Genomic DNA, 20,303 nt, shown 5'->3' with positions numbered 1-20,303 from the left:
TCGCCCCCATATCGTCATGCAGTGAGCAGAGTTACATGCCCGAGATATCCTCGAACTGGTAGAAATCAGCCTAAACCGAAAAACGCGAATGCTAGTCGCTAGCAGGACCAATCCAGAGCAGTTCCAGCAGGCTCGGTCCGCGTTGCCAGGCTTCGATCTGGACATTCTGGTCCCGATGAGCATGCAAATCGTCACGCGTTTCGAGTCGCCAGACCAGGCCATCCGCGACTTCCAGCAGTGGCCCGCGATCACTCATTCGGACAATCCCGCGCAAACGCAGCGGGGGCTTGCTGTCGGTCATGACCGAGAACCTCCGATGTTCGCAAGCACGGCAATGTCATCGAAAGGGCAAGCGATAAGGGTGAAGAAAATTGAAGGAGGCATGCGCTGACTCATGGCATAACCGGGACAGAGGTTGCAATCTTGTTCATTCTATGTTCCTTCACCAGCTCAAGGAGCTAACCATGATCCGCGACTTTCTCGCCGCATATGATTTCAACCTGCCGCTCGACGATGCGGCGGTCGATCCCGAACTGCCGCTGGTGCGTCGGCGGCTGGCGAGCCTTGCCATGAGTGAGGGTCTTGATGGCGGCTATTATGAAGCGCAGGAGCTGGCCGAGGCATTTCTCGATGCGGCGCGTGAAGCGAATGAAGAAATCGAGGATGACGACAGCCCCGCGCGCCGGCGGCTGCGGGGCATCCTCGCGCGCGACCTCGATTATCAGCGGGAGCTATTCGAGGAAGTTTGCGGACTGCCGCTGGCCGACGCGGCCGCGCATCTTTGCTGGCTCACCGACCTCATGAAGCGGCGTGTCGACATGGCGCGGCCGATTGCCAATATTCTCGGCCAATAGCTCGAAGGTGCGGGAGGGGCAGGTCGTAGCTGGCTGACCTGCTCTTTCCCGGCCCCAGCGCAACAGATCGGATATGGCGCGCTTCATGGCCCTCGATCAGGCCAGCCGGCGCCAGATATCCTTTGCGCTGTCAGCGTGGATCGCAGCGAGACCTCGTGTATCGAGTTCCGCCTGAACGCAGCAGACAAGGTCGCCGGTCTCGCCAAAGGGGGCCGTTCATAGACGTAGAGATCGAACAGCGCCCGGCCATTCACAAGCTCATGACGCTCGTGGATCCGCGACCAGGGATGTGTCGTGTTGAGGTCGGTGTCCGCCCAATCGGGATCGTCACTGATCGCGAGGATATTGAGGGCCGTTCGGCCGGTCGTTAGATGAAAGCGTTCGGCGATCTCGATCGTGTAGCGGGACGCGACCCTTTCTCCCTGCGCGATCTGCTCGGCGACGTTTCGCAGCTACCGGATATCGTTGGCGGACAGTCGAACGGTTCCGGTCATTTGTCAGATCTCCTGTCGTGGGCGGTCGATGTGCCTGCATTGGCTATGCGATGCGCAATTGACGTTCGCCGGACGCGGTGAATCTGTAGCCATTGGCGGTGATGCTTTCGTCGACCGCTTCGTCGGAGCTGAGATATTCATACTCCGCGCGAAGACCGCGATAGAGCCAGCCGGCGAGGTCGCGGAGCGCTTCGGCGATGGCCTCTTCGGCGCCAGCGGTCATGTCCTGGAAGGCCCCGTCGCGCTCGACCGAAATCGCCATGCTGTGTTCGTGATAGTAGCGCCCGCGGTGATGGACGCCGGCGCTGAGCTGATAGAAGTTGCGGCTCTGCAAGGCCCGCAGGGCATCGGCGATACGATGAAGCTCTGTGTCCAGAGGCGCGTGGTCCCGTATCCGACGGTGGGCGCCCCTCGAATAGGAGTAGACGCCCTCGTAGCAGGCGCCGTCGCCCTGGCTCCAGAAACCGGTGAAGTAGATGCGCGGCTCGCTGCGTGTCCCTCCGCCATGGAGGCGCACGATATTGGTCTTGAGGCTGACACCGAGAATGTCGCAGACCCGTTCGAAGTCATCGTATGTGGAGTCGTGCCAGTCATAGTCGAGGCCGGTTTCCCGATACCAGCTGCGGGCGTTTGTCTTCGCGCGCTCGGACAGTTCTTCGAGCCGATAAGTCTCGATTTCCATGAGTTCGGGCATGATCTGGGATCCTTGTGGGATGCGGCCGAGGCCACGGGAATCCGTTCGGCGACCCGGCACCGTGGGCGTGGCGTGGTTCGTTTTTGAGGGAAGCCGCGTCCTTATAGGCTGTTTTCAGCCGAGACGGCCGGACTTCACACGAAGGCTGTCATTCCTGATGGTTCGCGATGATCCGGCGCGCGAGCTGTTCGATCTCGTCCCGATCGGCGGTTGTCGTGCAATCGCCGGACAAAACTACGAGGTCGTCCAATGCCGCGCGGCCCTTGCTGATGAAAATCCGCCAGACATTGCGCCGGATTTCGCCCTGCTCGCGAGGTTTGGTGTCGGGGTGGAACATATCCGCCCACTGGCGCCGATCGGGATCATCGGACATGTCGGTCCAGTCACCGAGCATGGCCCAAACCGAATAGCCGTCGATCTGGGCATGGTGCTCGCGGGCTGCGCGGCGTTCGGCGTCCCTCTTGGGCTGCTCTCGCCTTGCCTTGGCCTCCGCCTGCTTCCATTGGACCGATGCAAGGCCGCATTCGAGGCCCTGAATGACGTCGGCCGCCACGGCTTCCTGCCTTCTGGGCAGGATATGATTATGTCGGGCGGTGTCGAGTTGGTCTGCGCCATATCGTGCGAGGTTGAGCAAGGCCTGCAATTCGGTCTTCGTCAGCGTGATCCGAAGTCCGCTCACCATGGCATGGGTTTTCATGTCCGGCGTTCCTTGTCCCAGGGTTTGAGACCAGCGAGCGGCAGCTTGTGCTCGCGCGCGGTGTGGTGGTTGCTCTCGGAAAAGAACCCCCAATGGCCGGTCGACGAGTATCGTCGAAAGAGGAGTCTCTCGTCCTCCTCCGTTCTGATCCACATGCCAGGCTTTATCGGATATTGATCGGCACTATTCATTGAATTGCCTCGTAACGGTCGGTGAGGGAGGGAAGCTTGCCGGCGTCGCCATCTGCTCCGCGCGACAAGAACTCCTGCGGTCGCGATCCCCGGTGACGGCGGGCATACCCACAAGGGCCATGCTGACGCGGGACCGGTCCGCGTGCCCGGCCTCACCGATGGGAATTGCTTTTCCGTTAGGTCTGGTGGGCCTCCGGGTTACGGGTTGGCGCGGGCGCGACGGCGAGCAGCTGTCCGGCGTCGGGAGCGCAGGGTTGCCAGTCGCAGAGGGAATCGCTTTCGGCCTCGCAGGTCTGGCAGATCGTGCAATCATAGACGCCCGCGAGCACCCATTGTTGGGCTGCGCAGTCCCATTCGGCCGAAGCGTCGCGGATCAGTTCGTTGCTGCCACAGCGATCGCATTTTGGTTCGACGCGCGGTCGCGCTGCGAGCGCGTTCAGGGCTGACTGGTAGCGATCGGTGTCGATTGCCAGGCCGACCGCATTGACGGCGATTGCGCAACGTCTGCGTGCCTCCGCGGTGTCGAAGTCCGCGCCGGCGCCAGTCATGATCTCATGATAGCCGCGGGCAAGGGTTTTGGCATCGCCGAGCAGGATGTCGGCGATCGCCTGAAGATGGCTGATACGCATGTCGGGTCTCCGGCAGGGTATTGGAGGAATCCGGGATTTGGCGACGGTGTAAGAGAGCGGAGGTAGGCGACGAACCGGGCTGAGCTGCCCCATCGGAGATCGAGTTCAGGCGACGCGCAGGACCAGATCTTCGTCATTGGCCGGAAGCGCCTCCGTTACGCGGAACGGCTGGATGGGATTGCGGGTTCGGATGACGAACTGGTTGCGGCCGGTGGCGGTCCAGCGCTGGATCGCGCAGGCATATGCGTGCGGAAAGCCTGCCAAACGCGCCCTGAGCGGAGACAGAGGGGCCATGATATTCTCCATGTGGATTTGCGGTGCGGTAGCGCTGGCGTCCGCCGAGCGGGCGAGGCTGGTGCTGGAGCAGGCCCTATTTCGGTGGGCGATCCCCATCGTCGCGGACAATGGGAAGCCCGATGGTGTCGATGACGATGCGTGCCGATCTGGTCCAACCGGCCTGATCAAGGATATCGGCGGCCTCGATCCTGGCGGCATCCAGTTCTCGGTGGCTCGAAGCGAGCGCTATTCGCTTGAGCGCTCGAAGCGCCATGTTCATGTCGATCATGAGGACACCGCTTCGACGGTGATGCGGAACGCGGCGCCATCGTCCAGCACAAGGTAGATTTGCGTCCCAGTTTCTATGTCGCAACTGGCGATGCTGTCGATGTTCGCGCTGGTGCCGTGAACCTGCGAGATCACATGCGATGGCCGGTCTTCGGCGCAATCGCCGCTTTCGTCGCATTTGGCGATATGGGTTTCGATCAGTTCGCAGATCATCGCGGCGATGGTAGACGCGCGGGTCGGAATATCGCTCGGGCGCACAAGGTTATCGAACGCGTCGCGCAGGATCGGCGTCAGCGCGTCATTGATCTGGACAAGCAGGTTCGACCGGTCGGTCCCGCCCAACATGTTCAGCCATCGGTCGGGGATGAGATTGTTGACCGCATGGGTGGCGTCGTCGACCAGAGCATCAAATTGGTCATCGATCATGGGTGCGCTCCTGGAAGCGTTGCCCGGCCCGGCGCGGCGCCGGCTTGGTCAGACCGGGTGGGGAAAGGATTGTTTGCTGGCGTTGCGCGCGGGCGTGCTGTCATCCGCGAATTCGGTCCTGACCGATTGGGCGACGCATGCGTGGCGATCGCCTGATCTGTCGGGATCAGGGGCGGTTCTTCCATCTGGCGTGAAAGTAGACCCGCACCGGCAGGTCCCGTGCGGCCGCCGCTACTGCTTCTTCAAGCCCCACGCGCTCTTCGACCGGAATCTCGACCATGACGTTGGTGCCGCGAAGACCGGCGTCGGGCTCGATCATGATCGGCGCTGCGCCGGTCCAGGCTTCGGGAGGTATCGTCGCGCTCCATCCGCGTTCGGTTTCATCGGGACCGGACCGAACGATCACATGGCGTCCCGCGAGGCTTGAAAGTGCTATCCTGTCACCATTTCCGGGATGCGACAGGGATCCGCGCCACCCGATCGCATCCAGTGCGAGCAAGTCTCGCGGACTCTCGATCCCCGAGCCGTTGTCATAGACGGAGAGAATCGGACGCCCCTCATAGTCGGTATCCCTCCGACGGGCACCGCCCCCGCTATTGTTGGCGGTGTATTTTGATGAGTTCCTTGAGGTTTTCGATGCCGTCGCGGGTGAATGCGGTGGTGGAGGGATCGTTCTCGTCGGCGCTGTCGATGATCGAGATGCGACCGTCTTCGGGCTCCATGCCGAGCGCGATGTCCTCGATGAGCGCTTCGATCTCGCCGAGCAGGGTGGCGACGTAGCGCAGCGTGAACGCGATCGACGGCGCCGCCATCGATCAGGCGGCGAGCGCGACGGGTGTGGCGTCGGCGGGACGCCAGTTCCAGGGCAGAAGATCGGCGAGCTGGTGCTGCGGCAGCGAGGCGATACGGGCGAGAACGTCGGCGAGCCACGCTTGCGGATCGATGTCGTTGAGGCGAGCGGTCGCGATCAGCGTGTACATGAGCGCCGCGCGCTCGCCGCCGCGATCGGAGCCTGCGAACAGCCATGCCTTCCGTCCGAGCGCGACCCCGCGCAACGCGCGTTCGGCGCAGTTGTTGGTGAGGCAGATGCGCCCATCGTCGAGGAACCGGGCGAACGCGGTCCAGTCCTTGAGCATATAGTCGATCGCGCCCGCGACGGGGTTGTGGCGGGCGAGCCTGGCGCGTTCGGCGCGTAGCCAGCGTTCGAGGTCGGCGACGAGCGGTGAGATCCGCGTCTGGCGTTCGTCACGCCGGATATCGGCATCGACGCCGATCAACGTGCGCTCGATATCGAAGATCGCGTCGATGCGCCGAACCGCCTCGGCGGCCATCGGCGACACGATCGGCTTGCGCCGTCGCTTGAGCTGGGCCGCAACATCGGCGAGCTCGAAGAACTTGCGCCGCGCATGCGCCCAGCAGAGCGCGCGGGTCACCGGCGCGGGCACCCGGCTTGCGCGGAACAGCTCGTTATAGCCCGCATAGGCGTCGGCCTGGAGGATGCCGGTGAAGCCCGCCAGATGGTCGCGCGGATGCTGGCCGCGCCGGTCGCGCGAGTAGCGGAACAGCGCCGCGGGCGGATCGAGCCCGCCGAACGGCCGATCATCGCGGACATAGGTCCACAGCCTCGCGATATCGGTCTTCACCGGCGCGAGCACGGGCAAGGTGGTATCGTCGCCGTGCAGCCGCTCGGCGGCGAGGACATGTGCTTCGATGAGCAGATAGAGCGGCCTCAGCACGGCCGCGCACGCACCGATCTGGTCGGCGAGCGTCGACAGGCTGAGCTCCACGCCCTCGCGGGCATAGCGGTCGCGCTGCCGGTTAAGCGGCTGATGCGTGCCGAACTTCTCGAACAGGATCATCGCCAGCAGGCTCGGCCCCATCAGCCCGCGCGGGACGACATGAAACGGCGCCGGGGGCCGGGTGATCGCTTCGCATGACCGGCACGAGAAGCGCTCGCGCACGGTCTGGATCACCTTCCACTGGCGCGGGATCACCTCGAGCGTCTCGGTGACATCCTCGCCAAGCTTCGACAGTCGGCCAGATCCGCAACATGGGCAGCTGGCGGGCGCCGCGATGACGACGCGCTCGCGCGGCAAATGGTCGGGGAACGGGTTGCGCGAGGAACGCCGCCGCACGAACGCCTCGACCTTCGTTCCAGCAGCAATATGCTGGGCCACGAGCGCGTCTTCGGCGGCGGTGGCCTCGGCATCCGCGAAAGCGAGCTCGAGCTGGTCGATCAGCCGCTCGCCGCGCTCGGATCGCTGACCGTACAGCGCGCGCCGCATCTGCGCGTTCTGGAGCTCGAGCAGGGCGTTGCGCGCCTCCAGATCGGAAGCGATCGCGGTGGCCCGAGCGGCTTCGGCCCGAGCCTCGAAAAGGGCGTCGCGCAGGCCATGAATGGTGGCTGGGAAAGCGTCCTCGGTCACGTCCGTGACATAGCACAAAACCCCGGAATCCTGAAGCTTTTATGCTGCCGAAACGATCATCCGGCAGCACTCGGACGCCACGTGTGGCGCGGGTTGCGCCAGTCGATCCCTTCGAGCATGCACGCCATCTGCGAGGCCGAGATAGCGATCACGCCGTCGGTCACGAACGGCCAGATGAACCGACCGCGGTCGAGCCGCTTGGCGTAGAGCGACAGCCCGATCCCGTCATGCCAGAGGATCTTGATCAGGTCGCCGCGCTTGCCCCGAAAGACGTAGAGATCGCCGGCGTGGGGATCGCGCTTCAGACTCTGCTGCACCTGCAGCGCCAGCCCGTGCATCCCGCGCCGCATATCGGTGCGACCGGTCGCGATCCAGATCCGAACACCGCCCGGAACCGGGATCATCGCCGCAGCGCACGCAGCGTCGCGGTGACCAGCGCCGGCGAGGCATCCTGCGCGATCTTCACCACCACGCCGCGAAGCTCGATCACCAGCGCCGGCGACGTGGCGACCCGATGATCGTGATCCGGGCTGACGAGCACCGGGGCGAACGCCTGCTCCGGCTTGGACGCGCTCCGCAGATCGCGCCGCCACCTGTAGATCTGGCTCGCCCGTAGATCAGCCCGCCGCGCGACCTCCGCCACGCTCGCCCCCGGCGCGGACGCCGCCGCGACCAGCGCCAGCTTCTGCTCCACGCTCCACTCCCGACGCCGCTCGACGCCCGAGATCACCGTCACCTGACTCATCGCACCGTCGCTAACACCGGTGCAAACACCGTCGCTTGCACCAGTGCTACTTCACGCCATCAATCCATCAGCGCAAGGCGGTGCCCGTCGGCTTGCGATTACCCATAAGTTGCGAGCTCCGCGCCGATCTGAATATCGACGAGGCGCCGTAGGCCGCGCCAGACGACGGTGTTCCCCGGCGGCGGGTCCGACGACCTCGCGAGATAGCCGCCGAGGCGGGATAGCTTGGTGAGATAGAGTTGGAGCGTGCCCGGCTTTGCGCCGCGGTTTCCGCTATCGGGAACGAGGCGGTCGAGGATCGTAATTTCCGCCGCTGTGAATGCGATCGTCGGATCGGCTTCGGGGGCCGCGCGTGCCATCATGGTCATCCACATCACCCGCCAACTGACGATACAAAGCAGCGCGAGAAGATTGGCCAGGCGATCAGCGGTACGGAGCTTGGCATCCTCAGCCCGGCATCCCGATTTCAGGATCTTGTGGAAGACTTCGATCTTCCACCGCATCGAATACCAACGGATTTTCTCGACCGCTTCGGCCAGGCTCGTGACCTCCAGGTCAGTGATGAGCTTCCATAGGATCGGCTTGCGACCTGATGGGACCCCGACCTCCGATGCATGGATCACGGTCAGATCGAGCGAGGGGTAGCGCTTTTGCTTCCCGATCGGCGGGCGGACGTGGATCCGCTTATATTGGATATCGAGGGTCACGCGCGCGACCGTGTCGTCATCAACCCTCACCTCGATACTATGCGTGCCCGCGCTCGGAGCCTCACGCATTTCGCTCTTCACGGTGTGGTCGCCGCTGCCAGCGAGCCGGTCGACAACGGTACGGACGACGAAGTGGGTGCCCAGATCCCGGGCGAGGCAATAGAGTTCGTAAATGTCGCTCTCTCGATCACCGACGTGAACACAACGATCCGGCTGCCCCAGCAGAGAGACCGACTGGCGGAGATTATCGAGCCAGCGAACACTCTCCTTTGCCTCGATTGGGACCCGCGTCGGGTTGATCCTCCGCTTGAGCTGGGCGGTCCCCTTGAACTTATCGCGGTTCCAGAATTTCACTGCGGCCAGACCGAGGGGAAGCCCCTCCTCGGTGACCACCAGGCTGGAATGCATCAATATGCCGCACACCGCATGATGCCGGAGCCGCCCACTTTTGTCGCGACCACTGTTGACGCTTTTGGTGAAGCCGATGTCGTGCGGGTTCCGACGCTGATAGGTGAACTCCGTCGTATCCTGGAGCACCAGGATCGGCCCCTCAGATGCGGCATAGCGCGCCCTGGTCGCGTCAAGGTGGCCTGCAAGGATGTCTCCCTCTCCCACCTTCGGGTTTGAAAAGAACCGATATGCGGCTTTCGTGCTCGCCCAATCCTGACAAGCCAGAGGGATCGTTCCTCCCATCCTGTCGCTCAGGCGGCTAAGCAGATCGCCAAATCGGCGCCCGAGACGAGCATCCCTGAATGCCGTCTCGTCGACCTCGTTGCGCGACCAGTGGTCGCCCAGAGGCAGCAGTTTTTCGCCTTCGGCCTGCATCGCGCACCTCACGAACACATCAAGGCGCTCGTGAATGAATCATAACTGATTCATACGATTCAACAATTTTCGCCCGGAGACCCGTAAGTGATTCAAATACTTATGGGTAATCGCAAGGCCCGTCGGAGGGATACCATAGTCGAACGTCTCGACGAGGATCTCATAGGCGTCGGCTTGCTGGGCGATACGGAGCAGTTCGTCCAGAATGTCGGGGAGCGATCCTGAACGTCTGTCGACAGGTCCAACCCTGGACCGGCGGTCGGCAAGAGGGATCGTGGTGGAAAATGGCATGAGAACCTCCGGGTGGGCAGCGAACTCTTCGTCGCGACCACGCCCCGCCCCCTTCCCTCCACGGCGGTCTTCGATCGGTCGCGGTGGATCAGTGGCCGAAACGGCGTCACCGCCGGTTCTTCACTTGGCCGCGGATGCGCTCGATCCACTTCTGCGGGTTGTTGTGATGGTCCAGGAACTCCTGCGACCATTGGAACACGGTTTCCGCATCCGGCTCGATCGTCTCGAGCGCATCTCCATAGTCGGGGTGGTGCGCTCCCTTGGCACAGTTCCGCATGAAGATAAGGGCGCCCGCGCACATGGCACGCGCATCGCTCCCGTCTCCGGGAATGGTCTTGTGGCAAGGCAGCGGCGGACCATCGAACTGGATCTGCTCCGTGAAGTCTTCGGGGCGATAGCCGCCAAGCCATCCGGCCGGATGGTTGCGGCGCCACGGGCATTCGTTGCAGGGCCGTTTGAGGACGGATTTCATGAGCGCGGCCCCTCCACCTCGGCCGAGCTGTCCTCGATCAGGATTCCCGGCGGGCTTTCGCCGGGGTCGAAGATCATGCGGAGACAATCGCCGATGTCGGGCTCTTTGCGAGTGCCGCAGAGGGATACGAACTCGGCAAGAAGCTCTTCGGCAAGGCGCGTCGGCTGTGCCTCGTCATGGATCTTGTGGTCGAGATGCGCCAAGGCATATGCCCTGTGGGCGTGATCCCACATGGCCTGCGGATCGAGAACCTCGACATAGAGCATCACGCTGGCGCTGATCGTGTCCGCCATGGTCACGCTCCCGCCCGCAAGGTTTGCAGGGTCTCGTGCATCAGCCAATGCGTCGAGCCGCCGAGGATTTCGGTCTCGGTGACGACGAAATAGCCGCCACCGAATCCGCCCGGTCTGTCCTGGTCGGTCACCAGCGCCCATTCGAAGCCGAACGGCAGCGCCGACTTGCAGACTTTCTGGATCAGGGATGCGAGCGCCGAAACGTCGACCTCGTGACCATGAATGTAAGCGACCTGTCCTTCGCCGCCGGGGTCGGCGCTTACAGTGAGGTCTGCGTCGAAACAGGGAAAATCGGGATCGGACCAGAGACCAAGGAATGTCGCGAAAGGATCGTCTTCGTCGGCCTGCGGTGGGAAGGTCGCCCTGAACAGGCCGCTGCGAGATGCATAGCAGGTTTTCGCGGCCTCAAGCTCCTCCTGCGGAATTCTGGCGAACCCGGCAGATATCTCCGCAGTGGTGGCGAAGCATTCTTCGAGCAACGCGGCCTCTTCGGGCGTGACCGGCACATTGAACGCCGTTTCCAGATAAGTGTTGGCCATCTTGTGTCTCCCTGATGGCGATGTCGTGAAGTGCGAATGGGCCGCTCGCGAGACCGGCGATGGCAGGAGTCATGGGCACCGCCGCCTGAGCAGCGCTGACGGTTCGCGAGCGGTCGCTTTCACAGCGGATATTAGTCGATTTTGCCCTGCTCGATCGTGAGCAGATTGGCGTGGAGCAAGCGGTTCAGGCGGTGGTGATCGCCGGCGCCATGTCCTTGTCCGCGAAGGCAGCGTCCACCTGGTAATTCACCGCGCGCACAGCGATCGCGCGGTCCTTCGGAATCAGCCAGGAAACATGCTCGCGCATTGCCTCGCGAACCCGCTCTATGATCGCGGCGTCCTCGCCGAGCAGTAGCAGATTGGCGGTAAAGCGTGCCTGCATATCGAACGCCACCTGCTGGGTATGATAGCTGTCGGCATCACTGTCTTCATCTGGATAGAAACAGGCGCGTTCCAGCAGGGAAGCAAGTTCGCCGGGCGTGATCGCGCAGTCGGCGCTGAGCAGGATACCGACCTCTTCGAGATCGGTCCAGCAATCGCCGGGAACGATCAGAAGGTCGGCGGGCAGCGCGATGACTTCGGCGGGGGCATCGGAAACAGTCGTTTCCTGGACGGCAAGTTCGAGCGCGATTCCATCGACACGTCCGGAGACAAGATTCGGTGGTAGCTGTGTGTCCGCGGCATAGTCGAAGACATCGCCCTCGCCTCGTTCGATCCGGAAGGAATAGCCGAGCGCGCGTGGCAAGGCGTCATACCAGCCGTAACCCGTAAAATCGCCGACCGGGTGGACCGGCGTCGCGTCGAGCGGCCGGCCCGAAGCAATGGCTCGGCCAACGCATTGTTCGATATGGGGCTGGTCCGTTGGCATCAGGATCATCGGCTCGCCAGCCACCCTGTCGCCGAGTAGAACACTGTCCATCTCCGCGGTGCGCGGCGTCCATGCGTTGAGCCAGGGTGCAGCTTCGGGCAAGGTCACGCCCAGCGCCATCGCCCGCAGCCAATCGGCGTGGGAGAGCCGGTGGTGGCCTTCGCGGGCAATCGTGCGGAAGATCGCCGCCTCGCAGGCGTCACGCAGCGCATCGAGGGCGGCGTTCTGCACCATTTCCTTGCGCGCGGGGAGCACGAGCTGGAGCTGGGGCGCATCGACGATGTCGACCTTGGCATACCAGCTCTGAGCAGAACCAATTACCGCCCTTTGCGGAAGCGGTTATACTCAACCGGCACTTCGAGTCGTTCCCGTAAGGAGAATAGCGGATGCCGGTGTGACCGACAAATCAGCCCGTTTGCGTTTAGACGCAACGGTGCGGTTCGCCCGGAACCCGGCAGAGCGGCCGGGGCGAAGATCGTGCACGGGTTGGTATCAGTCGATCAAAGCCAGCGATGGGTTGCCCTATGAAAGCCTGCTCGAGCGCGACGCGCTGTTGCTTCTCGATTTCGATCCCCATGTCGCCCATTTCGCCGTGCAGCCGGAGACATTTGTCTGGACGGACGCGGGCCGACGGCGGCGATACACGCCCGACATTCGCCTGGAGATGGCGGATGGCCAGATCATCTACCGCCAGGTGAAGCTGGCTACGCGACTGGCGGCCGACCCAACCCTCGGCGGGCGGTTGTCCGCGATCGAAGCGGAATGCGCCGCGCGCGGGGCCCGGCATGAAATGTGGCTCGATACCGACATCCGACGGCAACCTCGCCTGTCGAACGCTCGCCGCCTGAGGGCTGCTGTGGCGGTGCTGGCGGCCGAAAACCTCCATGCAATCCGCACCATCTTAACCCTCCTCCCCTTTCCGTCGCCCCTGGGAGTGGCCGCCGCGGCACTCGGCGGCCAGGCTGTGCATACCAATGTCGTGCTCGGGCTGGTGGCGATCGGGGACCTGGTAGCGGATCTCGATCGACCGTTCGACGAGCATGCCGTCCTGATGCCGGGAGGAAATGGAAGATGACCGCGACGCCGCTGCGCTTCCAGCAGGGGGACACCCTCTCGATCCGGAATGAACAGGGCCAGGTGGCGCTTTGGTCAGTGATCGATCGGAAACGCCGCGGCTATCTGCTGCAACCACATGGCGGCGGCGATGCACGAACCTGGAGCGATGATGAAATCGACACCGTCTATGGCGCCCGCCGGCTGACGCACCATCCCTGCAATGCGGAGGGCCTGCCCAAAGCCATTGCTGAAGCGCTGGAGAAAACCTGGGAGTTCTGGCCCGAGGAGGTCCGGCGCGAGGCCGAGCGCCGGGAGACCTATGTTCGTATGGTCGATGCCGTTCGCAATCAGCATCCCACGTTGATGGGCGCCTATGCCGCCGCAGCCGAAACGGTGTTCGATGCTCATCACGATCAATGGCGACGCGAGGATACCGAGTTTGCAGCCCGGCTCGATGCGGAGTGGCGAAGAAGCCCGAGCAGCGCATCACGCCGTTCCAAAATTCTCAACCGCCCCAATCCTTACACGGTGCGGGCCTGGTATGGCGTGTGGAGCCGGCATGGCCGCGATATCCGGCTGCTGATCCCGCATTATCATCGGCGCGGTGCGCGCCAGGCTCGCTATGCACGCGAGGACGGCGATCGCCCCGACACCTACAAGCTGATGCGGCAGGCTGTCGAAGCTTGGTATCTGGGCATGCCGCGGCGACGGAAGAATTATGCCTATCGCCGCTATGTCGATCTATGTTGTGAACAAGGGGTGCCCGCCGTCAGCGATCGCACCTTCCGGGTGTTCATCCGCGACAACTATACCGAGCGGCAGGAATATGAACGCCGCTTCGGGCGGCGTGCCGCCTGGCTCAAGTTCGGGATCTTCGAACGGCGGAATCCGCCGGAGCGGCCGCTCGAAGAGGTCGAGGTCGATCACTGCCTGATCGATCTGGTTGTCGTGCATGCCGAGAGTGGTCGCCCGCTCGGTCGCCCCTGGCTCACGGCGCTCATTGATCGCGCTACGCGCATGATCGTCGGCGCGCATCTGAGCTTCGAGGCCCCGTCCTATGCATCCCTCCAAAGGGCTGTGGGCCACGCGCTATGGAAAAAAGACCTCTCGGGCGTTGACGACATCGACCGCGACTGGCCCTGCCATGGTGTCCCCGAATGGCTGATCTGCGACAATGGCAAGGAGTTCCGATCGCAATCGCTGCAGACGTCCGGCAGGATGCTCGACATCGGCATCGTCAACCTGCCGGTGAAGATGCCCTGGCTGAAAGGGGCGATCGAGCGCGTCTTCCAGACCATCGGCGTGCAGGTGTTCAGCCATGAGGAAGGCACGACCCTCTCGCGAACGCTGGATCTATATGATCCCGTCGCGCGGGCGCGCCTGTCACTGGAAGAGGTGCGCCAGCGCATCCTCAAATGGATCGTCGACGACTATCATCACCATGTTCACGATACGCTGAGATGCACGCCCTATGAGCGCTGGCGGGAGCTGACCGAGTTGTATCCGGTGCGCCCGGTTCCCGACTTCGATCATATCGTTCGGCTGACGGGAGAGACCTTCTTCCGGCGCATCTCCAACATCGGCATCCAGTATGAAGGCCTGCTTTATGCCGACCGGGGGAAGCTCGAGCCGTTGCTGGCGCGACGCGGCGGGTTGGAGAAAGACTGGGAGATCCGCTACGATCCTTACGATCTGGGTGAAATCTGGTTGCTCGATGATGATCGCGGCGAGTGGCTAATGATCCCCTGCGTCGACCAGAGCGTGTCGCGCGGCATCTCGAAATATCAACACAAGATCCATCGCGCGCTCGCCAGGCGGAGCTTGCCGAAGGATGCGCCGGTGACGATCGCCGATCTTGAAGCGTCGCGCGCGCTTGCCGAGCAGACGGCGGACGAGCTGCAAACCACGAAGAGCAAGGTTCGCAGCGCGGTCCGGGCTGCACGCTACGAGGCCGACGGAAGCTACTTCACGCCGCTCGAAGGCCAGCCCCCAATGCCCGTCCGGGAGCCTCAGGCACCGGCGGTTGATAAAGCACCACCGAAGCAGGATGTCGCACCAACACCACCGCCCGCTATCGACCTGGATGCGGATATCGCAGCGCTGGTCGCGCAATGGTCGGAACCGAAGCGATGACCCGGCGCCATGCCGTGGCCGACATGACACGGCCGACGCTGCCCGATGCGGTGCTTGCGTTCGAGACGACGGTGATCCCTCACACACGGCATGTCGAAGCGAAGGCGGCGATCCGCGAGCTGCACGGTCGATATCGCCCGCGAGAGGAGACCCGGCGCTTCAAGGCGCGGGCGTTGCTCATCGTGGGCGCCGCAGGCGCGGGCAAGACGACGGCGCTCGAAGACTATATGGCCGACTACCCGGACATCGCGACTGAGGATGGCGACATCCGCCGCATCGTCTACGTCGAAGCGCCGGAGCGGACGACGCGGCGAGCGTTGGTGGGAGCGATCCTGGGCGCCTACGGCTATCGCGCGCGGGATCACTGGAACACCAGTGAGTTGATCGAGAAGATCGCCTTTTACGCAGAGGAAACGGGCACGGAGATGATCTTCATCGACGAGGGTCATCACATGGTCAACGGGAACAAGCCCGACATGACGGCTGAGGTGACCGAGTTCATCAAGTCGTTGCTCAATCGGGTGAAGGTGCAGGTCGTAATCGCGGGGCTCCCCCGTCTGCTCGATATCGCCGTGCCGGGCGAGCGAACGATGCAGCTGCGCCGCCGCCTGCAACCGACCGTGATCCTCAAACCCTATGACTGGGCGACACGTAGTGGTCGCACGATGTTCTCAAGTGTGCTCGGCGTCATGGAGAAGATGCTGGGTCTGCCGGAACCATCGGGTCTTGCGAAGCACGAGATGGCAAAGCGTATTTATGTGGCCACGGGCGGCGAGATCGGGATCGTCTCCAAGTATCTCAGCCAGGCCCTGAGCATCGCGCTGGCAAGCGGCCGCCGATTGATCGATCTTGACCTGCTAGGCAAAGTCCATGGGGACTGGCATCCCTCTTACGAGCACGAAGCCAGGGACATGCTGGACTTCGACGCGATCCTCGATGACGCGCAGGCGCCCATCAGCGACGGTCCGGCGCGTCCCGACAACCCATTCCTCTGCTCGAGCGAACGGCTTCGCGAAATCTGGCTACGCGATACCGCTCCTCGACGCCCCACGAACACGAGCCGGGTGACCAGGTTGCGCGGGAAAGGCGCACAACCGGTACGTCCGTTCGTCCGGAACGGAATATGACAGAGCTACCGCCCATCGCGCTACGTGTGCGACCGGCGCCGTTGGAACCGGGATGGGCATTGTTCAATCGTCTTGCTCTGCGCCACGGGTGTGAAAGCCGCTCGGAATTTGCACTACAGGTCTCGTTTACTAAACGTCGCACCCTCATTCGCGATCTGGAGTGTGGGAGAAATCAGCCTGATATCGCACGATTGACTGGATTCCCGCTGGAAACATTGGTTCGGAACTCGATCACCCATACCGACGATGGGAGCGTTCTCGCCTGCGAATTGGTGAGCCGCAGCGGCAGCATGGCTACGACCTGTAACTTTGCTCGCATCTGCCCGGATTGCCTGCGTGCCGATGTCGAGGAGCGTGACGGACCGATCACCTGTCGGCCGTGGCGTCGGTCGTGGTGGGATATCGCGAAAATATCGAGTTGCCCTCGGCATGGCCGGGTGTTGCTGGCGAGTTGCCCCGCCTGTGGTCGCATCTTCCGCCGTTCCGATCTGTCGCCGGGGCATTGCATATGCGGACATAGTGTTCTGGAAGACCGGACCGAACCTGTTGCGCCAGATAGCAGGATCGGCGACGCCTATCTTGTTGGAAGGCTTGGCGGCGGTCCTCGCATTGCGCACGGCTTCCTTGATGGTCTCGCGTTCGCGGATGCTGCCGAGGTCATGCAATGGCTGGGCGGGACAGCGCGCTGGGGCAGGTCGATCCTCGCTTGGCGTCACCAGGATATGGCGGAACGCGCTTGCACGATGACAGCCGGCTATGCCGTCTGCCAGGACTTCCCCGGTCGGCTCCAAGAGATGCTCGACGCGATGATAGCCGCATGCCCATGCAAACGACTGACACCCCAAGGTGTCTATGGAGACATGCAAACATGGCTTGGCGTCGCCACACACCCGGCGTTCGACCCAATCCGTGAAATCGTCCGCAATCAAGTCGTGAAGCACCTCCCGATAACGGCCGGAACGAAGCTGTTCCGCAATCCGGTGCCGATGGGAGAGTTGACCACGCTGGGCGCGTTGGCAAAGCTGTTGGGGGTATCAACGAAGGGAGTTGTAAGAGCGGCATCTGTCCTCGGAATGATTCTACCTTCATCACGACCCTGCGACGGAACCATCGTTCCAAAATCATTCGAGGAACCCTTGGCCGTCTTCTTAGGTGAAATATGCTCCCGAGCAGAAGCGTGTCATCATCTCGGCACGACATCCGTGTTGCTCAAGGTGTTGAGCGGCCGAAACTATTTTCCACGCGGCTATCGGCTCGGAGGTCTATGGTATCGTCTTGCCCACCTGGATCGGTTCCTCGAAGCATTGCACGGGGAAGCTCCGTTCGTGAACAGGCCGCCACCGGGAAGCGCGACGATTATGAGGGCTGTGTATATCTGCCACCGCTCGTCAGACGAGATCATTGATGGGCTGCTGCATGGCCAGATCAAGGCAGCAGGGCGATTGCGCGGCGAACGCGGCATCGCTCAGATACTGGTCGATACCGACGCCGTGATCGTCGCCCTCCAAAGTAATGATGATCCCGCGCTCATGCCGATGTTGGAGGCCGCGCGCCAACTGAGCGTCGCGGTACCGACGGTAGGCAGGCTCGCGCGGTTGGGATGGTTCGCGGTGGAAAGTAAACCAACCTGGTACGGCACGGCGCAGACATTGCGGCGAACCGAAATCGAGGCGTTCGGCAAGCGCTTAGTGTCGGCCTCGGAACTGGCGCGCCTTCTGCCAAAGGCAGCCCGGACGGCGAGCGTGGATGGATACCTGAAGAAAGCTGGCGTGACGCCGGCGATCGCTGGCGGACGACATATGCAACCGCTCTATGATCGGGAGATTGCAGAAAGTAAGATCAATGAACTACTTTTGATCCCGACGCCCAGCGGACAGCGCCGTTACCTGGCCGCGGAACCTGAGCCGGACCACCGGCCAAGCAGGAACGGCGCGCAACCGGTTCGGCCATTCACTAGCGAGGGCGTATGACGAGACCGCAACACGGCCTGTGTATCGCGATCGCATGCCGCCGATAGAAGTCGAAACGTGAGCGGCGATCCCGACATGGATGCGGCTTCACGACTACGCGCGCGGCTCAAGACCCTTGATGACGAGCGCGCTGAAGTGATCGCGGCGCTTGAGGCCCTGGAAACCCGACGGATGAACGAGGCGCGAAAGGCGGACCGCGTCCCGCAGTTCCCCAAGGCTCCGGTCACAGCGATGTCGCCCACAGGGGAGAAGGTGGCATTGTTCCGCCGACTGTTCGCGGGGCGAGAGGATGTGTTCCCGCTCCGCTGGGACAATCGCAAGAATGGGCGTGGCGGCTACGCGCCCGCCTGCGGGAATGAATGGAAACGCGGTCTTTGCGCCAAGCCGCAGATAAAATGCAGCGAATGCGCGCATCAAGCCTTTCTGCCGGTAACAGACGAAGTGATCGACCGACACCTGCGCGGCAGTGCATCGTCCCGATCCGGTGCGAGCGACTATGTGGCTGGCGTCTATCCGCTGCTGGCCGATGAGAGCTGCCGGTTCCTCGCGGCCGACTTCGACAAGGCGAGTTGGGCGGAGGATGCGCTCGCCATGATGGAAACCTGCCGCCTGCGCGATGTTCCGGCGGCGCTGGAACGGTCGCGATCCGGCAATGGCGGCCATGTCTGGATCTTCTTCGCACACCCCGTGCCAGCGCGGACTGCTCGAACATTGGGCGCCTCGCTTCTGACCGAGACGATGGAACGGCGTCCCGAGATCGGGTTCGGTTCCTATGATCGCTTCTTCCCCAGCCAGGATATCATGCCGATCGGCGGGTTCGGCAATCTGATCGCGCTGCCGTTGCAGGGCCGAGCACGCCGACAGGGAAACAGCCTGTTCGTGGATGAGGGACTACGACCCTATGACGACCAATGGGCGTTCCTCTCCACGCTGCCGCTGCTGGACACCCATGACGCGTCGCGCATGGTAGCCGATGCGGAAATGCGCGGGCGGGTGCTGGGCGTGCGGATGCCGGTCGAGGATGAGCACGCGGCCGAGCCATGGAAGATGACGCCGTCACGGCGGCCTTCACCGGCGCCGGCAGCTGAGCCCGTTCCCGATAGGCTCGATATCGTGCTGGCGGATCAGATCTACATCGACCGGACCGGGCTGCCCGCATGGCTGGTGACACAGATCATCCGCCTTGCCGCGTTCCAAAATCCCGAGTTCTACAAGGCGCAGGCGATGCGTCTGTCGACGTTCAGCAAGCCGCGCATCGTCTCCTGCGCCGAGCTTCACCAGAAGCATATCGGTCTGCCGCGCGGATGCCTGGACGAACTTGTCGCGCTGTTGTCGGTGCATGGGAGCGCGGTCGCGATCGACGACCAGCGGATGGCCGGCACGGCGCTCCCCGATGGCGTGTTCTTCCATGGCGATCTTGAAGAGCCTCAGATCCGTGCGGCAAAAGCCCTTGGGTCACATGACGACGGAGTTCTGGCGGCGACCACGGCGTTCGGCAAAACGGTGGTTGCCGCACACCTGATCGCGAAGCGCCGCGTCAATGCGTTGGTACTCGTCCATCGCAAGGAACTGGTGAAGCAATGGGTCGAGCGACTGCAGACGTTCCTCAACATTGACCCGAAGCTGATCGGGACGATCGGCGGAGGCAAACGCAAGCCTACTGGCGTGATCGATGTGGCGTTGATCCAGAGCCTCGTGAGGCGCGGCGAAGTCGCGGACCTGGTTGGCGACTATGGCCATCTGATCGTCGACGAATGCCACCATCTGTCCGCAGCCAGCTTCGAGCTTGTCGCCAGACGAGCCAAAGCGCGGTTCGTACTCGGTCTGTCCGCCACAGTAGCGCGTAAGGATGGGCATCAGCCGATTATCTTCATGCAATGCGGCCCGATTCGTCATCGCGTCGATGCCCGAACGCAAGCCGCCCGCCGGGGTATCGCTCATCGCGTGCGGCAGCGACGCACAGCGTTCCAGTTGCCGACGCCGCTCGCCATCATGGAGAGGCCGCCAATGCCTGCGGTCTATGCGGCAATCGCGCAGGACGAAGCTCGCAACGATATGATCTTCGATGATGTGCTGCGCGCGCTGGAAGCGAAGCGGTCGCCCGTGATCCTGACCGAACGTAAGGATCATCTCGAGTATCTGCGGGGCCGGCTGTCCCGGTTCGTACGAAATCTGGCGGTGCTTCGCGGTGGCATGAGTGCGGCCGAGCGCAAGGCATCGGAAGCTGGACACCCGCAAAAACCGGCACTTTGATGCTTCCGTTGGGGTAATGGCGGCATGACCGGGGCACAGGGCGCTTTGG

General features: G+C 63.0%; 24 protein-coding genes. 6 read left to right on the top strand and 18 right to left on the bottom strand.

Features of this window, described 5'->3' with window-relative positions:
• Positions 1–91: 91 nt before the first annotated feature.
• On the bottom strand, positions 92–301 hold the full coding sequence (locus V2I08_RS15075; protein WP_043149874.1) for a DUF5818 domain-containing protein: 210 nt from the start codon (positions 299–301) through the stop codon (positions 92–94).
• Between the two features lie 163 nt (positions 302–464).
• Here V2I08_RS15075 and V2I08_RS15070 point away from each other — a divergent pair, with 163 nt between their 5' ends.
• Positions 465–854: a hypothetical protein gene (locus tag V2I08_RS15070; RefSeq protein WP_349635860.1), complete on the top strand. Its 390-nt coding sequence runs from the start codon at positions 465–467 to the stop codon at positions 852–854.
• Between the two features lie 537 nt (positions 855–1,391).
• Here the strand turns inward: V2I08_RS15070 and V2I08_RS15065 are convergent.
• The 17 genes from V2I08_RS15065 to V2I08_RS14985 form a co-directional block, all read right to left on the bottom strand.
• A complete protein-coding gene (locus V2I08_RS15065) occupies positions 1,392–2,042 on the bottom strand; it encodes an antitoxin of toxin-antitoxin stability system (protein WP_349635859.1) in 651 nt (216 codons plus the stop codon).
• Between the two features lie 148 nt (positions 2,043–2,190).
• Positions 2,191–2,739 (bottom strand): hypothetical protein, encoded by a 549-nt coding sequence (locus V2I08_RS15060; protein WP_349635858.1) that lies wholly within the window; start codon positions 2,737–2,739, stop codon positions 2,191–2,193.
• Positions 2,740–3,106: 367 nt separating this feature from the next.
• On the bottom strand, positions 3,107–3,559 hold the full coding sequence (locus tag V2I08_RS15055) for a hypothetical protein (protein ID WP_349635857.1): 453 nt from the start codon (positions 3,557–3,559) through the stop codon (positions 3,107–3,109).
• A gap of 105 nt (positions 3,560–3,664) precedes the next feature.
• A complete protein-coding gene (locus V2I08_RS15050) occupies positions 3,665–3,853 on the bottom strand; it encodes a hypothetical protein (RefSeq protein WP_043149990.1) in 189 nt (62 codons plus the stop codon).
• Positions 3,854–3,929: 76 nt separating this feature from the next.
• Positions 3,930–4,124 carry a hypothetical protein gene (locus tag V2I08_RS15045; RefSeq protein ID WP_043149864.1) on the bottom strand — a complete coding sequence of 65 codons (195 nt, stop codon included), beginning with the start codon at positions 4,122–4,124 and terminating at the stop codon, positions 3,930–3,932.
• Positions 4,121–4,549 (bottom strand): hypothetical protein, encoded by a 429-nt coding sequence (locus V2I08_RS15040; protein ID WP_048577618.1) that lies wholly within the window; start codon positions 4,547–4,549, stop codon positions 4,121–4,123. Before V2I08_RS15040 ends, V2I08_RS15045 begins: the two co-directional genes overlap by 4 nt.
• A 166-nt stretch (positions 4,550–4,715) precedes the next feature.
• Positions 4,716–4,955 (bottom strand): hypothetical protein, encoded by a 240-nt coding sequence (locus V2I08_RS15035; RefSeq protein ID WP_349635856.1) that lies wholly within the window; start codon positions 4,953–4,955, stop codon positions 4,716–4,718.
• 187 nt (positions 4,956–5,142) lie between these two features.
• Positions 5,143–5,361, bottom strand: coding sequence for a hypothetical protein (locus tag V2I08_RS15030; protein WP_349635855.1), 219 nt, complete (start codon positions 5,359–5,361; stop codon positions 5,143–5,145).
• 3 nt (positions 5,362–5,364) lie between these two features.
• Positions 5,365–6,975: an IS66 family transposase gene (gene tnpC, locus V2I08_RS15025; RefSeq protein WP_405053656.1), complete on the bottom strand. Its 1,611-nt coding sequence runs from the start codon at positions 6,973–6,975 to the stop codon at positions 5,365–5,367.
• 56 nt (positions 6,976–7,031) lie between these two features.
• Positions 7,032–7,379 carry an IS66 family insertion sequence element accessory protein TnpB gene (tnpB, locus tag V2I08_RS15020; RefSeq protein WP_349635854.1) on the bottom strand — a complete coding sequence of 116 codons (348 nt, stop codon included), beginning with the start codon at positions 7,377–7,379 and terminating at the stop codon, positions 7,032–7,034.
• Entirely contained in the window at positions 7,376–7,720 is a 345-nt protein-coding gene (tnpA, locus tag V2I08_RS15015) for an IS66-like element accessory protein TnpA (RefSeq protein WP_349635853.1), read from the bottom strand. The genes tnpB and tnpA overlap by 4 nt, the downstream gene beginning before the upstream one ends.
• A 98-nt stretch (positions 7,721–7,818) precedes the next feature.
• A complete protein-coding gene (locus tag V2I08_RS15010; protein ID WP_349635852.1) occupies positions 7,819–9,252 on the bottom strand; it encodes an IS4 family transposase in 1,434 nt (477 codons plus the stop codon).
• Positions 9,253–9,291: 39 nt separating this feature from the next.
• Positions 9,292–9,543: a hypothetical protein gene (locus tag V2I08_RS15005; protein ID WP_349635851.1), complete on the bottom strand. Its 252-nt coding sequence runs from the start codon at positions 9,541–9,543 to the stop codon at positions 9,292–9,294.
• 106 nt (positions 9,544–9,649) lie between these two features.
• Positions 9,650–10,015: a hypothetical protein gene (locus V2I08_RS15000; RefSeq protein ID WP_349635850.1), complete on the bottom strand. Its 366-nt coding sequence runs from the start codon at positions 10,013–10,015 to the stop codon at positions 9,650–9,652.
• The gene (locus V2I08_RS14995) at positions 10,012–10,308 is read right to left on the bottom strand and encodes a hypothetical protein (RefSeq protein WP_349635849.1); all 297 of its coding nucleotides are present in this window, start codon (positions 10,306–10,308) and stop codon (positions 10,012–10,014) included. The genes V2I08_RS15000 and V2I08_RS14995 overlap by 4 nt, the downstream gene beginning before the upstream one ends.
• 2 nt (positions 10,309–10,310) lie before the next feature.
• Complete coding sequence (locus tag V2I08_RS14990) at positions 10,311–10,847, bottom strand: hypothetical protein (RefSeq protein ID WP_349635848.1); 537 nt, start codon at positions 10,845–10,847, stop codon at positions 10,311–10,313.
• Positions 10,848–11,031: 184 nt separating this feature from the next.
• The gene (locus V2I08_RS14985) at positions 11,032–11,949 is read right to left on the bottom strand and encodes a hypothetical protein (RefSeq protein ID WP_349635847.1); all 918 of its coding nucleotides are present in this window, start codon (positions 11,947–11,949) and stop codon (positions 11,032–11,034) included.
• A gap of 160 nt (positions 11,950–12,109) precedes the next feature.
• Between V2I08_RS14985 and V2I08_RS14980 the strand changes: the two genes are divergently transcribed.
• Genes V2I08_RS14980 through V2I08_RS14960 form a run of 5 tightly spaced genes read left to right on the top strand, consistent with a single transcriptional unit; the run spans position 12,110 to position 20,254 of the window.
• A complete protein-coding gene (locus tag V2I08_RS14980; RefSeq protein WP_349635846.1) occupies positions 12,110–12,790 on the top strand; it encodes a hypothetical protein in 681 nt (226 codons plus the stop codon).
• Positions 12,787–14,904, top strand: a complete 2,118-nt coding sequence (locus V2I08_RS14975) for a Mu transposase C-terminal domain-containing protein (RefSeq protein WP_349635845.1) — start codon at positions 12,787–12,789, stop codon at positions 14,902–14,904. The genes V2I08_RS14980 and V2I08_RS14975 overlap by 4 nt, the downstream gene beginning before the upstream one ends.
• Complete coding sequence (locus V2I08_RS14970) at positions 14,883–16,031, top strand: TniB family NTP-binding protein (RefSeq protein WP_349635844.1); 1,149 nt, start codon at positions 14,883–14,885, stop codon at positions 16,029–16,031. The genes V2I08_RS14975 and V2I08_RS14970 overlap by 22 nt, the downstream gene beginning before the upstream one ends.
• Complete coding sequence (locus tag V2I08_RS14965) at positions 16,028–18,001, top strand: TniQ family protein (protein ID WP_349635843.1); 1,974 nt, start codon at positions 16,028–16,030, stop codon at positions 17,999–18,001. The genes V2I08_RS14970 and V2I08_RS14965 overlap by 4 nt, the downstream gene beginning before the upstream one ends.
• 57 nt (positions 18,002–18,058) lie before the next feature.
• Positions 18,059–20,254, top strand: coding sequence for a TOTE conflict system archaeo-eukaryotic primase domain-containing protein (locus V2I08_RS14960; protein ID WP_349635842.1), 2,196 nt, complete (start codon positions 18,059–18,061; stop codon positions 20,252–20,254).
• Positions 20,255–20,303 lie beyond the last annotated feature (49 nt).

This window comes from Sphingobium sp. MK2 (assembly GCF_040170545.1).
Classification (GTDB): domain Bacteria; phylum Pseudomonadota; class Alphaproteobacteria; order Sphingomonadales; family Sphingomonadaceae; genus Sphingobium.
The sequence above is the reverse complement of the archived record's forward strand: the minus strand, read 5'-3'. Positions and strand labels throughout refer to the sequence as shown.

Excerpts from the sequence above, each read along its gene's own strand:
- V2I08_RS14970 (WP_349635844.1), top strand. The coding sequence starts at position 14,883 with ATGGTCGGAACCGAAGCGATGACCCGGCGCCATGCCGTGGCCGACATG.
- tnpB (WP_349635854.1), bottom strand. The coding sequence starts at position 7,379 with ATGATCCCGGTTCCGGGCGGTGTTCGGATCTGGATCGCGACCGGTCGC.
- V2I08_RS14985 (WP_349635847.1), bottom strand. The coding sequence starts at position 11,949 with ATGGTGCAGAACGCCGCCCTCGATGCGCTGCGTGACGCCTGCGAGGCG.
- V2I08_RS15030 (WP_349635855.1), bottom strand. The coding sequence starts at position 5,361 with ATGGCGGCGCCGTCGATCGCGTTCACGCTGCGCTACGTCGCCACCCTG.
- V2I08_RS15050 (WP_043149990.1), bottom strand. The coding sequence starts at position 3,853 with ATGGCCCCTCTGTCTCCGCTCAGGGCGCGTTTGGCAGGCTTTCCGCAC.
- V2I08_RS15060 (WP_349635858.1), bottom strand. The coding sequence starts at position 2,739 with ATGAAAACCCATGCCATGGTGAGCGGACTTCGGATCACGCTGACGAAG.
- V2I08_RS15005 (WP_349635851.1), bottom strand. The coding sequence starts at position 9,543 with ATGCCATTTTCCACCACGATCCCTCTTGCCGACCGCCGGTCCAGGGTT.
- tnpA (WP_349635853.1), bottom strand. The coding sequence starts at position 7,720 with ATGAGTCAGGTGACGGTGATCTCGGGCGTCGAGCGGCGTCGGGAGTGG.
- V2I08_RS15000 (WP_349635850.1), bottom strand. The coding sequence starts at position 10,015 with ATGAAATCCGTCCTCAAACGGCCCTGCAACGAATGCCCGTGGCGCCGC.
- V2I08_RS14975 (WP_349635845.1), top strand. The coding sequence starts at position 12,787 with ATGACCGCGACGCCGCTGCGCTTCCAGCAGGGGGACACCCTCTCGATC.
- V2I08_RS14995 (WP_349635849.1), bottom strand. The coding sequence starts at position 10,308 with ATGGCGGACACGATCAGCGCCAGCGTGATGCTCTATGTCGAGGTTCTC.
- V2I08_RS14990 (WP_349635848.1), bottom strand. The coding sequence starts at position 10,847 with ATGGCCAACACTTATCTGGAAACGGCGTTCAATGTGCCGGTCACGCCC.
- V2I08_RS15040 (WP_048577618.1), bottom strand. The coding sequence starts at position 4,549 with ATGATCGATGACCAATTTGATGCTCTGGTCGACGACGCCACCCATGCG.
- V2I08_RS15045 (WP_043149864.1), bottom strand. The coding sequence starts at position 4,124 with ATGATCGACATGAACATGGCGCTTCGAGCGCTCAAGCGAATAGCGCTC.
- V2I08_RS14965 (WP_349635843.1), top strand. The coding sequence starts at position 16,028 with ATGACAGAGCTACCGCCCATCGCGCTACGTGTGCGACCGGCGCCGTTG.
- V2I08_RS15075 (WP_043149874.1), bottom strand. The coding sequence starts at position 301 with ATGACCGACAGCAAGCCCCCGCTGCGTTTGCGCGGGATTGTCCGAATG.
- V2I08_RS15065 (WP_349635859.1), bottom strand. The coding sequence starts at position 2,042 with ATGCCCGAACTCATGGAAATCGAGACTTATCGGCTCGAAGAACTGTCC.
- V2I08_RS15070 (WP_349635860.1), top strand. The coding sequence starts at position 465 with ATGATCCGCGACTTTCTCGCCGCATATGATTTCAACCTGCCGCTCGAC.
- V2I08_RS15010 (WP_349635852.1), bottom strand. The coding sequence starts at position 9,252 with ATGCAGGCCGAAGGCGAAAAACTGCTGCCTCTGGGCGACCACTGGTCG.
- V2I08_RS15055 (WP_349635857.1), bottom strand. The coding sequence starts at position 3,559 with ATGCGTATCAGCCATCTTCAGGCGATCGCCGACATCCTGCTCGGCGAT.